The sequence below is a fragment of the Methylobacterium bullatum genome (assembly GCF_014845095.1).
GTDB classification, from domain to species: domain Bacteria; phylum Pseudomonadota; class Alphaproteobacteria; order Rhizobiales; family Beijerinckiaceae; genus Methylobacterium; species Methylobacterium bullatum.
The window spans coordinates 17,402-30,777 of sequence record NZ_NKUG01000070.1 but is presented as its reverse complement, the minus strand read 5'-3'; the positions used below and the strand labels follow the sequence as shown (position 1 = coordinate 30,777).

The window sequence follows — 13,376 nt, the reverse complement described above, 5'->3', positions numbered from 1 at the left end:
AGACAGTGAGGATGTAACGAACCCGATGATGCCTTTGCATGGTCGAAACAAGGCACGCCGGTGGTCATCCCATGAAGACGCGGCTTCTACGCCACTCCTCCGGCCGCCTGCAACGGCCCTCTCTCCACCCGCGGGTAAATCAGACGGGTTCGGTCTGTTTCACCGGAATCGAACCGGCCTGCGAGCCCGGCATGGCGAAAACATCGACGGACGGAAGCCGGTTCTGTCGCAGCAGCGAATCCGCCACCTCGACGATGCGCTGGCGAAGGGCGGCGATCTCAGCGTCGGGAGACGCCTTTGCCGTGCGCAGGGCCTCACATTCGGCGAGGAGCGCCGAGTAGCGCTCCTGTAGGTCCTGCCCCGCCTCGTCGTCGGCTGGCGCGTCAGCCTGCGCCGCTCGCGCCTCGCGCAGGGCGTGGAGATCGTCGAGGAGATCGCGATGGGCGTTCTCGAGAACTTCGAGCGTGGCGAGGCTGAGGGTTCCCTCCGCGCGGGCGGTGGCGAGGTCGCGCTCGACTCCGTCCAGGTTCGCCCGCGTCGATGCCAGGGCGGCATCCCGCTCCTCCACGTTCCGCGACAGGGCGGCGATCTCAAGGGTCCGCGCGCCGATGGCCGCCATATCCGCATGGCGGCTGGCGCGCGCCGCTTCCACCTTCCGCTCGAGGCGGCGCTGGGTGACGGCGAACCGCGCGCGCAGATAATCCTTCTCGGCGGCGATTTCGGAGGCAGAAAGGGGAACGAGGCCTTCGAGCCGGCGCTTGGCCAGGCGGGTCGCCCGGGCGTTGACGGCCGGCAGGACCATGAGGGCGCACAGGCTCGCCGCGAGGAAGCCGAGCGCGAAGATCATCACGGTTTCGATCACGCGGGAATGCTCTTCCTAGCCCCTGGCGCGGTCGGAAAAACCGCGACGCGCATGTCTTTAGACCATTTCCCCCAGGCGAGACCAATCCTTTGACGGGTTAGAGACGAACCGCCGCCGGCCGAGGCCCACGAGTCGGGTCGGATCAGAAGGGGTTCCAGGTCGGCTTCGACGTGAATTTCAGATAGCCGACATTGATCCCCAGGCGCGCACCGACGCCGGTCCTGATCGGCACCACCACCATTCCGTCATTCGTCACGGCGGTCATCCCGAACCCGCCGATGAAATAGGCGGAGCCGTCGACCCCGGCAAAACGCCGGTAGAGGCCGGAGACCGAGGGCATGTTGTAGAGAAGCATCATCGTGCGATCGCCGTCGCCGCCGAGGTCGAACCCGATGGACGGACCCTGCCAGTAGATCCGGCGCTGCCCGGCATTGCGTGTATAGAGTGTGCCTTCGCCGTAGCGGACGCCGCCGACGATGGCGCCGGACGCTTCCTGCCCGAGGATGTAGCCGTTGGGCTCGCCCCAGCGCCGGGTCGCCTCTTCCACGGTGAGGGCGAGACCCCGCGACATCGAGCCGAAGAACTTATGCCCGTTATCCACGATCTCGGCGGGCCGGAACCGTCCGGGGGGCGGCTCGTCGAAGGCCAGGGCCGGAGCTACGGGCGCCGCGATGAGCAGGGCGACCGCGGCTGCACCGAGGATGAGAGCGCGGCGCCGGGCTGTCAGCGGCGAGGGCTCGCCCGATGCGGCGAGGGGGTTCGAAGGATCTGTCATCCGGAGCACCATGTTCGCCCATCACAAGGTTCGACATCCGTCCCGTTCGCCGACATTCTCCTGGCCGGATTTGTCCGAGCCGGGACAAGCGGAGGCACGAGCCCGCGTAGCGCCGATTAGAGCATGAAGTACCGCATGATAGGGTTAACGCGCCGTAACCTTGCAGGAATCGCACTGGCATCGTGCCTCGTCGCACCTCGTGCCTCCTTCGCGCGGCCAGGACTCATCGCCCTCGATGGGTTCGACGCGGTCAGCTATTTCCTCGATCCCGAGGGACAGCCGGTACCGGGCAAACCGGCCTTCGAATGGGATTGGAAAGGTCGGACCTGGCGTTTCTCGCGCCCGGGAAACCTGGCGGCCTTCCGCGATGCGCCCTCCGCCTATGCGCCGCGTCTGTCCGGCTACGATCCGATCGGGGTGCTCGATGGCCGGATCGTGGACACGGACCCGCAGATCTTCGCGATCCTGGCCGGTCCGGCGGGGGAGGGTCTCTACCTGTTCCGAAATCGGGAACACCGTTCGAGGGTCGTCGCGTCACCGGCCATCGTCGCGGCGGCGGAAGAGAAATGGCCGGCCCTGCGCAAGCTCACCGAGGATGGCGCGCCACCCTGAGAAGGCTTTCTCACACCCGAGGCGTTGTCTGCGCGGCAGATCCCTGGCGGACCGTGTTCAGGCTCGGCCCGCGATCGGGCAGGCCGAGGCGGCCCGTATAGCTCGGATCTCCGAGGGCCGCGAAAGGGCCGTTACGGTAGAAAATGCCGTAATGGCCATAGGTGATCTCACGCCCCGACGACACGATGACGCAGCCGCCGGCGGTGGTCAGCACATGGTCTCCGGCGGCGGTGTCCCATTCCATGGTCGGGCCGCAGCGCACATAGATGTCGGCCTCGCCGGACGCGATGAGGCAGAATTTCAGGGCCGATGCGACGCCGCGCCTCTGGCCGATGGGAAGTCCCGCGAGGCAGGCCTCCGTCTCGGTATCGCCGTGGCGCCGGCTGACCAGGGCGACGAGTCCGTCCTCCGGCACCTTCCTGACCCGGATCGCATTCCGCGTCGTCGGTCGCCCGCGATGGATCACCGCCTCGAAGGCCGTGGCGCCGGCCCCCCAAACGCGGCCGATGCCCGGACCCGCCACGGCCGATGCGACCGGCCTGTTCCCTTCGATCAGGCAGATATTGACGCTGTAATCCGGGTTTCCGGCCAGAAAATCGCGCGTGCCGTCCAGAGGGTCGACCAGAAAGAACAAGTCGGCCGGCGGCAGGTCGTGAGTGGATTCCTCGGAGACGATGGGGATCGTCGGGTAGCGCTGCCTCAGGGCATCGAAGATCAGCTTTTCGGATGCGATGTCGGCGACGCTCGACGGAGTCCCGTCCGGCTTGATCACGTGCGCGCAGTCGCCACCATGATGTCGTCGGAGGATGTCGCCGGCTTCGCAGGCGATGTCGGTCAATGTCGTCGCGATGCTGTCGCGCATCCGCGGATCGAGGGGCATAGGAAAGTCTTGCCTTGCGAGCCGCGCCTTGTCGACTCTAGAGTCGGCTCCGAAGCGGACTACGCACTCCTCGCGTCGCTTTTCAAAGCATCCTGTGCCGTCTATCGGTGCCGCCCTCGGTTGGTTTCATCTCTCGAAGCCGACGGACCGGCCGCATCCGCGGCCCCTTCATTGCCCTGTGCGGAGAGCACGATGACCCCCGTCGATCTCGATTCCCTCGATCTCTCCGCGCTGCTTTGCTCGCGCGTCTGCCACGACGTCATCAGCCCGGTCGGCGCCATCGTGAACGGGCTCGAAGTCCTAGAAGACGAGAGCGACACCTCGATGCGGGAATTCGCCCTCGAACTGATCGGCAAGAGCGCGAAGCAGGCCTCGGCACGGCTGCAATTCGCCCGCATCGCGTTCGGCGCCGCCGGATCCGCGGGCGCGTCGATCGACCTGGCCGATGCCGAGAAAGTCTCGCGCGGGATGTTCGGCGACGAGAAGACCCAACTGGCCTGGAGCGCACCGCAGGCGCTCTATCCGAAGAACAAGGTCAAGCTCCTCCTTAACCTCGTGATGATCGCCACCACCACCATTCCCCGTGGCGGCCGGATCGACGTGGTCGTCAGCGGCGACGGAGAGGCCCCCTCCATCGTCATCACATCGAAGGGGTCGCACGCCCGAATCCCCGCCCATGTGGAGGATCTGATCGCGGGAACGCCGGAGAACGGCGCGGTGGACGCCCACAGCATCCTGCCGTTCTATGCTGGGCTCGTGGCCCGCGCGGCCGCGATGAACGTCCGCTTCGGAATCGAGGGCGACGAAGTGACGATCCGCGCCGAGCCGGTGGCCGCCACCGTCGCACCGGCTGCGGCACCCGCCGGGCGCCCCCTGGAGGATACGCGCCCCTCCGACAGCGAGCCGCCCGAGACGTCGCTCGCCTGATCGCCGGAACGACCGTCGCGGCAGGCTGGATCAAATCCTGCCGCGACCTGTGAATTTGTCTCTCTCTCGAAACTCTTCACTAACCTGTCGGCCTCAAGGTGGAACTCGCACAAACCTAGTGCGCGTCTGGACCGAGTGCCTCTAATGGATGACTTGCTGCGTGAGTTTCTGACCGAGAGCGCAGAGCATCTCGATACCGTGGACGCCGAGCTCGTCCGCTTCGAGCAGGATCCCAACAACCAGACGATCCTCCGAAACATTTTCCGCCTCGTCCACACGATCAAGGGGACGTGCGGCTTCCTCGGCCTGCCGCGCCTCGAAGCGCTGGCGCATGCGGCCGAGACGCTGATGGGCCAGTTCCGCGACGGCATGCCGGTGAGCAGCCCCGCCGTCAGTCTCATCCTCGTGACGCTGGACAGGCTCAAGCAGATCCTCGGCGATCTCGAAATCACCGGCACCGAGCCGACCGGCAACGACGACGACCTGATCAACGCCCTCGATGCGATGTCGGCCGCCCCGTTCGTAGCGCCGGCCCCGGTGGTCGAAACGAAACTCCCCGACCCCGTCGTTCGTGAGCTGAAGCCCGGCGAAGTCTCCCTCGACGATCTTGAGCGCGCCTTCCTCGAAGCCGAAGGTCCCGACCTGTCGGAGCCGCTCCCCCTGGAGCCGGCACCCGTCGCCATGGCCGAACCGAAGCAGCCGGAATTCACAGCTCCCGAGTTCGAACCTGCGTCGCTCGCCGAGGATTCGTCCTCCAAGGGCGCCAACCGGAAGAACGGGTCGGACGCTCCCTCCGGAGAATCCGAGGGCGGAGCCTCGAAGGTTCAGAGCATCCGCGTCAACGTCGACACGCTCGAACACCTCATGACGATGGTGTCCGAGCTGGTGCTGACCCGCAACCAGCTCCTCGAGATCGCCCGCCGCCACGACGACTCGACCTACAAGGTCCCCCTGCAGCGCCTCAGCCACGTGACGGCCGAGCTGCAGGAAGGCGTCATGAAGACGCGCATGCAGCCGATCGGCAACGCCTGGCAGAAGCTGCCCCGCGTGGTTCGCGACCTCTCGTCGGAACTCGGCAAGCAGATCGAGCTCATCATGAGCGGCGCCGAGACCGAGCTCGACCGTCAGGTGCTCGAGGTCATCAAGGACCCGCTCACCCACATGGTGCGCAATTCGGCCGATCACGGCATCGAATCCACCGCCGACCGGAAGGCGGCGGGCAAGCCTGCCCGCGGCACGATCCGTCTGGCCGCCTATCACGAGGGTGGCACGATCACGATCGAGATCGCCGATGACGGCAAGGGCCTCGATCTCGCCGCCATCCGCCGCAAGGCCGTGGAGCGCAACGTCGCGAGCCAGAGCGACATCGACAAGATGACCGACGCCCAGGTGGCGAAGTTCATCTTCCATCCCGGCTTCTCCACCGCGAAGGCGGTCACTTCCGTCTCCGGCCGCGGCGTCGGCATGGATGTGGTGAAGACCAATATCGAGCTGATCGGCGGTGTCATCGACATCAACACGCAGCTCGGCCGCGGCACCACCTTCACCATCAAGATCCCGCTGACCCTGGCGATCATCGCCGCCCTCATCGTCAAGGCCGGCGACCTTCGCTACGCCGTGCCGCAGGTGGCCGTGCTGGAACTCGTGCGCGTCGACAAGGCCACCGCCCAGAAGGTGGAGCGCATCAACGGCTCGCCGGTGCTGCGCCTGCGCGAGCGCCTTCTGCCGATCGTGACCCTCACCGGGGTGCTGGGTCAGAAGGAGAATGCCGAGAGCATCGATTCCGGTTTCGTGGTGGTCGCACAGGTCGGTCGCCAGCGCTTCGGCATCCTGGTGGACGAAGTCTTCCACACGGAAGAGATCGTCGTGAAGCCGATGTCGTCCAAGCTGCGCCACCTGCCGCTCTTCGCCGGCAACACCATTCTCGGCGATGGCGCGGTGGTCCTGATCGTCGATCCCAACGGTATCGCCCGTCAGGTCAGCCAGGGCACGCAGACGGGCGCCATCCCGGTTGATGCCGAGCCGGAGGAGACCGATGCCGCCGACGCCAAGGCGACGCTGCTGGTGTTCAAGGGCGGCGGAGGCAGCTTCAAGGCGGTGCCGCTCTCGCTCGTGACACGGCTCGAGGAAATCGAGGCGAGCAAGATCGAGTGGGTCGGCGGACGCCCGCTGATCCAGTACCGTGGCCGGCTCATGCCGCTGGTCCCGGCCGATCAGTCGATCGAGATCAGGAGCGAGGGGACACAGGCCCTGGTGGTATTCTCGGACGGCGAACGGGCCATGGGCCTCGTGGTCGACGAGATCATCGACATCGTCGAGGAGCGTCTCGACGTGGAGATCGCAGCCGAGCGTTCGGACCTCATCGGTTCGGCGGTCCTGCGCGGCCGCGCCACCGAGATCATCAACATCGCCCACTTCCTTCCGCTGGCCTATGACGACTGGGCCCGGGGCGCGCACAAGCCCGAGAAGCGCAATGCGACGCTGCTTCTCGTGGACGATTCGGCCTTCTTCCGCGACATGCTCAGCCCGGTCCTGAAGGCCGCCGGCTACAACGTGATCACCGCCGGAAGCGCGGAAGCCGCCCTCACCACGCTGATGGCCAACGGTCGTATCGACGTGGTGGTGTGCGACCTGGAAATGCCGGGCCGAAACGGCTTCGACCTCGTCGCCGCCATGCGGAAGGGTGACGAGCGTCTCTCCCAGCTACCGGTCATCGGCCTCTCCGGCACTGTCGGCGTCGACGCCATCGAACGGGCTCGCTCCCTCTCGATCCTCGATCTGGTGGCGAAGTTCGACCGCAGCGGGCTGATTTCGGCCCTCGGCGAAGTCGACATCGTCAGCCTTCCCAAAGCCGCCTGAACTTGGCCCTCGAACGAGATCGGACAATCTGAGCCATGATGCAGGCCGCCAACAGCAACAAGGGCGTCGAGAACGGCGCCATCACCGACTTCATCACGGTCTTCGTCGCCGACACCATGTTCGGCCTCGCCATCGACCGGGTTCACGACGTCTTCATCCCCGCCGGGGTGACGCCCGTACCGCTGGCTCCGCCGGAGATCGTCGGTCTTCTCAACCTGCGCGGACGCGTGGTCACGGCCCTTTGCCTGCGCCGCCGTCTCGGTCTCCCGGATCGTGCCGACGATAGCCAGAAGATGGCGATCGGGCTCGAGCAGGGCGGAGAAACCTTCGCCCTCGTGGTCGACGGTGTCGGCGAGGTGCTGAAGCTGGGAGGCGACACGCACGAGCCGGTGCCGATCAACCTCGATTCCCGCTGGCGGAATCTCTCCCTCGGTGTGCACCGCCTCGATGGCCGGCTCCTCGTCATCCTCGATGTCGATGCGCTTCTCGCCTTCGGAACGCAGCGCGACATCGCTGGCGCCGCCTGACCTTCGAGATCGAGGACAGCCCCATGAAAAACTGTCTCGTCGTCGACGATTCCGCCGTCATCCGGAAGGTCGCGCGGCGCATCCTCGAGACCATGAATTTCAAGGTCGGTGAAGCCGAGGACGGCGCCAAGGCCCTCACGGCCTGCATCGAAGCGATGCCCGACGTGATCCTGCTCGACTGGAACATGCCGACCATGGACGGCTACGAGTTCCTCCGTGCCCTGCGCCAGACCCCCGGCGGGATGGTGCCGAAGGTTTTGTTCTGCACCACGGAGAACGACGTCGGCGCCATCGCCAGGGCCCTGCATGCCGGCGCCGACGAGTACATCATGAAGCCCTTCGACCGCGACATCGTCACGGCCAAGCTCGAACAGGTGGGTTTCGGCCAGGAGGCCGACGCCGCCTGACACGGAAGGCGGCGTGGGTCTCTGGTCTCGCAGGATCGTCGCTGAATCATCCCCGTCATCACGACGAAGCGTAGAGTTCCATGGCCGCTGCCGCCTCCGTTCCAGTCTTCGCTCCCTCCGCGGGAGGCACCGCGAACAACGCCGCTCGTGTGCGCGTCATGATCGCCGACGATTCGGCTGTCGTTCGCGGCCTCGTCGCCCGATGGATCGGCGAGGCGGGATTCGAGGTGGTGGCGACCGCCTCCAACGGCCGGATCGCACTGGACTCCATGGCGCGCACCGATCCCGACGTGGTGCTCCTCGACATCGACATGCCGGAACTCGACGGGACGCAGGCCCTGCCTCTGATTCTCGCCAAGAGCCCGGGCGTCCAGGTCGTCATGATGTCGACGCTGACGACGCGCAACGCCGACATCTCCCTGCGATGTCTCGCCCTCGGCGCCGTCGACTACCTCGCGAAGCCGGAGAGCAATCGCGGCGTCACCACCTCGGACACGTTCCGCGTCGAACTGATCGAGCGAGTCCGCGTGTTCGGAGCCGCCCGTGCCCGGCGACGACCGCATGCGGCTCCGGCTGCGGTGGGAGCGGTCCACATCGCCCCGGCGCCGGCTCAACGACCGGCGACGCCGTTCGTCCTACGCCCGAAGGCCCGCACCGGGATCCCGCCGCGCTGCCTCCTCATCGGTTCCTCCACGGGCGGCCCGCGCGCGGTCGGCGAAGTACTGGAGAAGATCGGCAGCGCCACCCTGCGCCAGTTCCCGGTGCTGATCGTCCAGCACATGCCCCCGGTCTTCACGGCAGTCTTCGCCGAACATCTCGGTGCCAGAGTCGGCCTGCCGGCCGCGGAAGGGAAGCCCGACGAGCGTATCCAGCCGGGCCGCATCTACGTGGCGCCGGGGGGCCGCCATATGGGCCTGCAGGGAAGCCGGAACGACCTCTCGATCCGGCTCGACGACGGACCGGTCGTGAATTTCTGCCGGCCCGCGGTGGACGTGCTGTTCCACGATGCTGCCGCCCTCTACGGCGCGGCGGCCCTCGCCGTGATCCTCACCGGAATGGGATCGGACGGGACCAACGGCGCGCGCTCCCTCACGGATGCCGGTGCGCCCGTGCTCGCCCAGGACGAGGCGACCAGCACCGTCTGGGGCATGCCCGGCAGCGTCGCAAAGGCGGGCCTCGCCCAGGCCGTCCTGCCGCTCGGTGAGCTCGGATCGGCACTCCGCAACCTCCTGACGGGGCATGGCGCATGACCGACCTCGAGTTCGACTTCCTGCGCGGCTACCTCAAGATGCGCTCGGGCCTCGCCCTCAGCGCCGAGAAGCGCTACCTCATCGAAAGCCGGCTCACGCCGGTTTGCCGCCGCTTCAATCTCGCGACCCTCCACGATCTCGTCACCATGCTGAAGGCATCACGCGACCAGAGCCTGGAACGCGCGGTGGTCGAGGCGATGACCACGAACGAGACCTTCTTCTTCCGCGACCGCGTCCCCTTCGACCTGTTCCGGGACGTGCTGCTGCCGGAAGCCCTGGTCCGCCGTGCGGCCCAGCGCCGCCTGCGGATCTGGTGCGCGGCGTCCTCCACGGGCCAGGAGCCGTATTCCCTGGCCATGCTGATCCAGGACGCGGCGCCGCGCCTCGCCGGATGGCAGGTGGACATCGTTGCCACCGACCTGTCCACCGAGGTGCTGGAGAAGGCCAAGGCCGGCCTCTACAGCCATTTCGAGGTCCAGCGTGGCCTGCCGGTGCAATCCCTGCTGAAGCATTTCGAGCAGGTGGGCGAGCAATGGCGGATCTCCGCGAGCCTGCGCCAGATGGTGGATTTCCGCCCCCTGAACCTGCTGCATCCATTCGATTCGCTCGGGACGTTCGACATCATCTATTGCCGCAACGTGCTGATCTATTTCGACGCGCCGACGAAGGGCGACGTCTTGGGACGTCTCAGTTCCAGCCTGACCCCGGACGGCGTCGTCCTTCTGGGCGCCGCCGAGACGGTCATCGGTCTCACCGACCGGCTCGTACCGCACCCGCAGCATCGCGGGCTCTACGGCCAGGCGCCAAGCGCCGCACGGCCGGGCCTGACCACGCAGCCGCCGCTTCCGCTGCGGAAAGTGGTCGGGCTGTAATCGCCGGCCGGCCGTTGCCGGCCGGTCCGGGACGCAGGAGAGAGCGTCCGAGCAAATTCGTATCGGCGCGACAACGCTCGCCTCTCGTCTGGCCCTTTCAAGAGGGGCCGGACCTCTGGCTCCAAACCAGTGCCCGCTTGCGCGAATCCCGCTCATACCATTTGTCGACGAGCCTGAGTCGTCGAGGTCCGTCCACGGGACTGCGAAGCCGCATACGTCCGCCGAACCTCACCACCTCTGACACCTCACTCGCCCCTGACATATGGGTTGGGGTCACTACGCCACTGGGCGTCCTCGCGCCGCGTGTCGTCGCACAGAGATCGATGTCCCGCTTCGTTTGGCCATCGCCCAACAAAAAAGCCCCGCTCCCGCGAGGCCTTTTTCGAGTTCCGAAGCGAGGAGGATCAGACGGCGATGCGCTCTTCGCCTTCGTTGGGCTCGCGCAGCACGTAGCCGCGTCCCCAGACGGTCTCGATGTAGTTCTTGCCGGAGGAGGCGTTGGCGAGCTTCTTGCGCAGCTTGCAGATGAAGACGTCGATGATCTTCAGCTCAGGCTCGTCCATGCCGCCATAGAGGTGGTTGAGGAACATCTCCTTCGTCAGGGTCGTGCCCTTCCGCAGCGAGAGAAGCTCCAGCATCTGATATTCTTTGCCGGTGAGATGGACCCGGCTGCCGGTCACCTCGACGGTCTTCTGATCGAGATTCACGATCAGATCACCGGTGGTGATGACCGACTGGGCGTGGCCCTTCGAGCGGCGGACGATCGCGTGAATGCGAGCGACCAGCTCATCCTTATGGAAAGGTTTGGTGAGGTAGTCATCGGCTCCGAAGCCGAGGCCCTTCACCTTGTCCTCGATGCCGGCCATGCCGGAGAGGATCAGGATCGGCGTCTTGACCTTCGCCACGCGCAGGTTGCGCAGCACCTCGTAGCCCGACATGTCGGGAAGGTTCAGGTCGAGAAGGATGATATCGTAGTCGTAGAGCTTGCCGAGGTCGATTCCTTCCTCGCCGAGATCCGTCGTGTAGGTGTTGAAGCTCTCCGACTTGAGCATCAGTTCGATGCTCTGCGCGGTCGCGCTGTCGTCTTCGATCAGAAGTACCCGCATCGTCGGTCCCCAGCCCAGCCGGCCGTATTCAGCGTTCGGGCAAGCCCCCGCCGTTCGTCCACCACCGGCCCGTGGCGGACGCTCCCTCGTCATAGACGTGAAACGCTAATGGTTAATCGTTAACAAAACCTGATTCTCGGTGGCAAGCACAGATTTGAATGTCTTGAGAAATGATGCTGCCGCCGATCGGTCATTTGGCCCCGCGAGGTGAGGAGCCGGCAGATGCATTACATCAAAACATTCCGCTAAGCACTTGATCGATTTGCCTTTGTCGTCACATGTAACTCAAGAGACACTCCCAAGCGGCACATCGTGACCGGTACCGAAAGGCATCCGCCACCCAATGACGACGGACCGCTTCGTGCCCGATATACGCAGTGTTAAGGAGGGAGGTAAACGAAACGTTGCGAGAAGCGCAGATGACCGTGCGACCCCGGGTTTCCTCCACACTCAATCTGGCCTCGGCCCAGGCCGCCCTGGCCGGAATCGAGACGCTGGAGACCTATGGTCGCGTGGTCGCCATCAAGGGGCTGCTGGTCGAGGTCGCAGGGCCGGTGGGCGCCATGCGCCTCGGAGGGCGCCTCGACATCATGGTTGAGAACGCCACGGGCGCCGTTCCCTGCGAGATCATCGGTTTTCAAGGCGACCGGGCACTGGCGATGCCGTTCGGATCCCTCGAGGGCGTCCGTCGCGGATGTCCGGCGATGGTGCGCGACGAGGCCGCCGGCGCGATTCGCCCGTCCGCCGGCTGGCTCGGGCGAACCATCGACGCCCTCGGTCGACCCGTGGACGGTCTCGGCCCGCTGCCACCCGGGCCGGCCATCTACCCCCTGCGCGCGGACCCGCCACCGGCCCATGCCCGGCGCAGGGTCGGCCCGCCCCTGGATCTGGGCATCCGCTGCATCAACACCTTCATCACCATGTGCGCCGGCCAGCGCATGGGCATCTTCGCCGGCTCCGGCGTCGGCAAATCCGTCCTCCTGTCCATGCTGGCGCGCTACACGGCGGCGGACGTGGCGGTGATCGGCCTCGTGGGCGAGCGCGGGCGCGAGGTGCAGGAGTTCCTGCAGGACGATCTCGGCCCCGCCGGCCTCGCCCGGTCCGTGGTGGTGGTGGCGACGTCGGACGAGCCGGCGCTCATGCGGCGGAACGCCGCCTACGTCACCCTGGCCATAGCCGAGTATTTTCGCGATCAGGGCGCGCAGGTTCTGTGCATGATCGATTCGATCACCCGATTCGCCATGGCCCAACGCGATATCGGCCTCGCCGCGGGCGAGCCGCCGACCGCCAAGGGCTACACGCCGACGGTCTTCAGCGAGTTGCCGCGCCTGCTCGAGCGCGCCGGCCCCGGAACGGGGCAGGGCGCGATCTCGGGACTCTTCACGGTGCTGGTTGAGGGCGACGACCACAACGAACCGGTGGCCGACGCGGTGCGCGGCATCCTCGACGGCCATATCGTCATGGAGCGCGGCATCGCCGAGCGGGGACGCTACCCCGCCATCAACGTGCTGCGCTCGGTCTCCCGGACGATGCCTCGGTCCTGCGATCCCGTCCATCTGCCCACCGTGAGACGCGCGAGGCGCATCCTGTCCACCTATGCCGACATGGAAGAGCTGATCCGGCTCGGTGCCTACAGGGCCGGCGCGTCGGCGGAAGTCGACGAGGCGGTGGCGTTGATGCCAAGTATCGAGGCTTTTCTGGGTCAGAGTAAGGAAGAAGCAACCTCGATAGGCGAGGGTTATCAACGGTTGGCAGCGATCGTCGGTAGCGCCTGAGTGACGTTCGGAACGTCATCTCATTCGCTTCAGGCGCCGACAGCACCGGCCTTTCGTGCGTGGCGTGGAATGGGACCCTCAATATGAAATCGCGTGACACGTTGATCCGGCTGCGCCGCTTCCAGGTCGACGAGAAGCGTCGGCGGGTGACGCAAATCGAGATGATGATGGCCGATTTCAACCGGATGGCATCCGAACTCGACCGCGAGGTCGCCTACGAGGAAGGCCGCGCCGGCATCACCGATACCGGCCATTTCGCCTATCCCACCTACGCCCGCGCCGCCGCGACGCGCCGGGACAACATGCGCCAATCCGCGCTCGCCCTCGAGAGCCAGCTCACCGATGCCAAGGCCGAACTCGGCGAGGCGTTCGAGGAGCTCAAGAAGATCGAGATCCTCGAGGATCGCGAGCGCACGGCCGAACGCGTCGCAGAAGCGGCCCGCGACCAGGCCGCCATGGACGGCATCGGCCTCTCCCGCATTCGCGCTTGAGCGATCCGTCGGCGCGGGCGGCACGAAGTCGTC

General features: G+C 66.3%; 13 protein-coding genes. 9 read left to right on the top strand and 4 right to left on the bottom strand.

Going from position 1 to position 13,376, the window contains the following annotated elements; genetic code table 11:
• Window positions 1-139: 139 nt before the first annotated feature.
• Entirely contained in the window at window positions 140-862 is a 723-nt protein-coding gene (locus tag MBTS_RS10325) for a hypothetical protein (protein WP_147828989.1), read from the bottom strand.
• Window positions 863-1,004: 142 nt separating this feature from the next.
• Window positions 1,005-1,637 (bottom strand): DUF1134 domain-containing protein, encoded by a 633-nt coding sequence (locus tag MBTS_RS10320; protein ID WP_187273285.1) that lies wholly within the window; start codon window positions 1,635-1,637, stop codon window positions 1,005-1,007.
• Window positions 1,638-1,772: 135 nt separating this feature from the next.
• Here MBTS_RS10320 and MBTS_RS10315 point away from each other — a divergent pair, with 135 nt between their 5' ends.
• A complete protein-coding gene (locus tag MBTS_RS10315; RefSeq protein WP_244973542.1) occupies window positions 1,773-2,249 on the top strand; it encodes a YHS domain-containing (seleno)protein in 477 nt (158 codons plus the stop codon).
• A 10-nt stretch (window positions 2,250-2,259) separates the two neighbouring features.
• On the opposite strand, the gene MBTS_RS10310 is transcribed toward MBTS_RS10315, so the two are convergent.
• A complete protein-coding gene (locus MBTS_RS10310; protein WP_147828983.1) occupies window positions 2,260-3,129 on the bottom strand; it encodes a 3'(2'),5'-bisphosphate nucleotidase CysQ family protein in 870 nt (289 codons plus the stop codon).
• Window positions 3,130-3,321: 192 nt separating this feature from the next.
• On the opposite strand from MBTS_RS10310, the gene chpT reads away from it, so the two are divergent.
• The 6 genes from chpT (at window position 3,322) to MBTS_RS10280 (ending at window position 9,971) form a co-directional block, all read left to right on the top strand.
• Window positions 3,322-4,056 (top strand): histidine phosphotransferase ChpT, encoded by a 735-nt coding sequence (gene chpT / locus MBTS_RS10305; protein ID WP_147828981.1) that lies wholly within the window; start codon window positions 3,322-3,324, stop codon window positions 4,054-4,056.
• A 144-nt stretch (window positions 4,057-4,200) separates the two neighbouring features.
• Window positions 4,201-6,915, top strand: a complete 2,715-nt coding sequence (locus MBTS_RS10300; RefSeq protein ID WP_147828979.1) for a hybrid sensor histidine kinase/response regulator — start codon at window positions 4,201-4,203, stop codon at window positions 6,913-6,915.
• Between the two features lie 38 nt (window positions 6,916-6,953).
• Window positions 6,954-7,442, top strand: a complete 489-nt coding sequence (locus MBTS_RS10295) for a chemotaxis protein CheW (RefSeq protein ID WP_026175731.1) — start codon at window positions 6,954-6,956, stop codon at window positions 7,440-7,442.
• A gap of 23 nt (window positions 7,443-7,465) precedes the next feature.
• Window positions 7,466-7,849: a response regulator gene (locus MBTS_RS10290; protein WP_018042678.1), complete on the top strand. Its 384-nt coding sequence runs from the start codon at window positions 7,466-7,468 to the stop codon at window positions 7,847-7,849.
• A gap of 80 nt (window positions 7,850-7,929) precedes the next feature.
• Entirely contained in the window at window positions 7,930-9,099 is a 1,170-nt protein-coding gene (gene cheB, locus MBTS_RS10285; RefSeq protein ID WP_018042679.1) for a chemotaxis-specific protein-glutamate methyltransferase CheB, read from the top strand.
• Window positions 9,096-9,971, top strand: a complete 876-nt coding sequence (locus MBTS_RS10280; protein WP_147828977.1) for a CheR family methyltransferase — start codon at window positions 9,096-9,098, stop codon at window positions 9,969-9,971. Before cheB ends, MBTS_RS10280 begins: the two co-directional genes overlap by 4 nt.
• A 404-nt stretch (window positions 9,972-10,375) precedes the next feature.
• Here the strand turns inward: MBTS_RS10280 and ctrA are convergent, their stop codons facing one another.
• Entirely contained in the window at window positions 10,376-11,077 is a 702-nt protein-coding gene (gene ctrA / locus MBTS_RS10275) for a response regulator transcription factor CtrA (RefSeq protein WP_018042682.1), read from the bottom strand.
• A gap of 419 nt (window positions 11,078-11,496) precedes the next feature.
• Here ctrA and fliI point away from each other — a divergent pair, with 419 nt between their 5' ends.
• Both fliI and fliJ read left to right on the top strand, forming a co-directional pair.
• A complete protein-coding gene (fliI, locus tag MBTS_RS10270; protein ID WP_147828975.1) occupies window positions 11,497-12,852 on the top strand; it encodes a flagellar protein export ATPase FliI in 1,356 nt (451 codons plus the stop codon).
• An 83-nt stretch (window positions 12,853-12,935) separates the two neighbouring features.
• Complete coding sequence (gene fliJ, locus MBTS_RS10265) at window positions 12,936-13,343, top strand: flagellar export protein FliJ (RefSeq protein ID WP_018042684.1); 408 nt, start codon at window positions 12,936-12,938, stop codon at window positions 13,341-13,343.
• The last annotated feature ends 33 nt before the right edge of the window (window positions 13,344-13,376 follow it).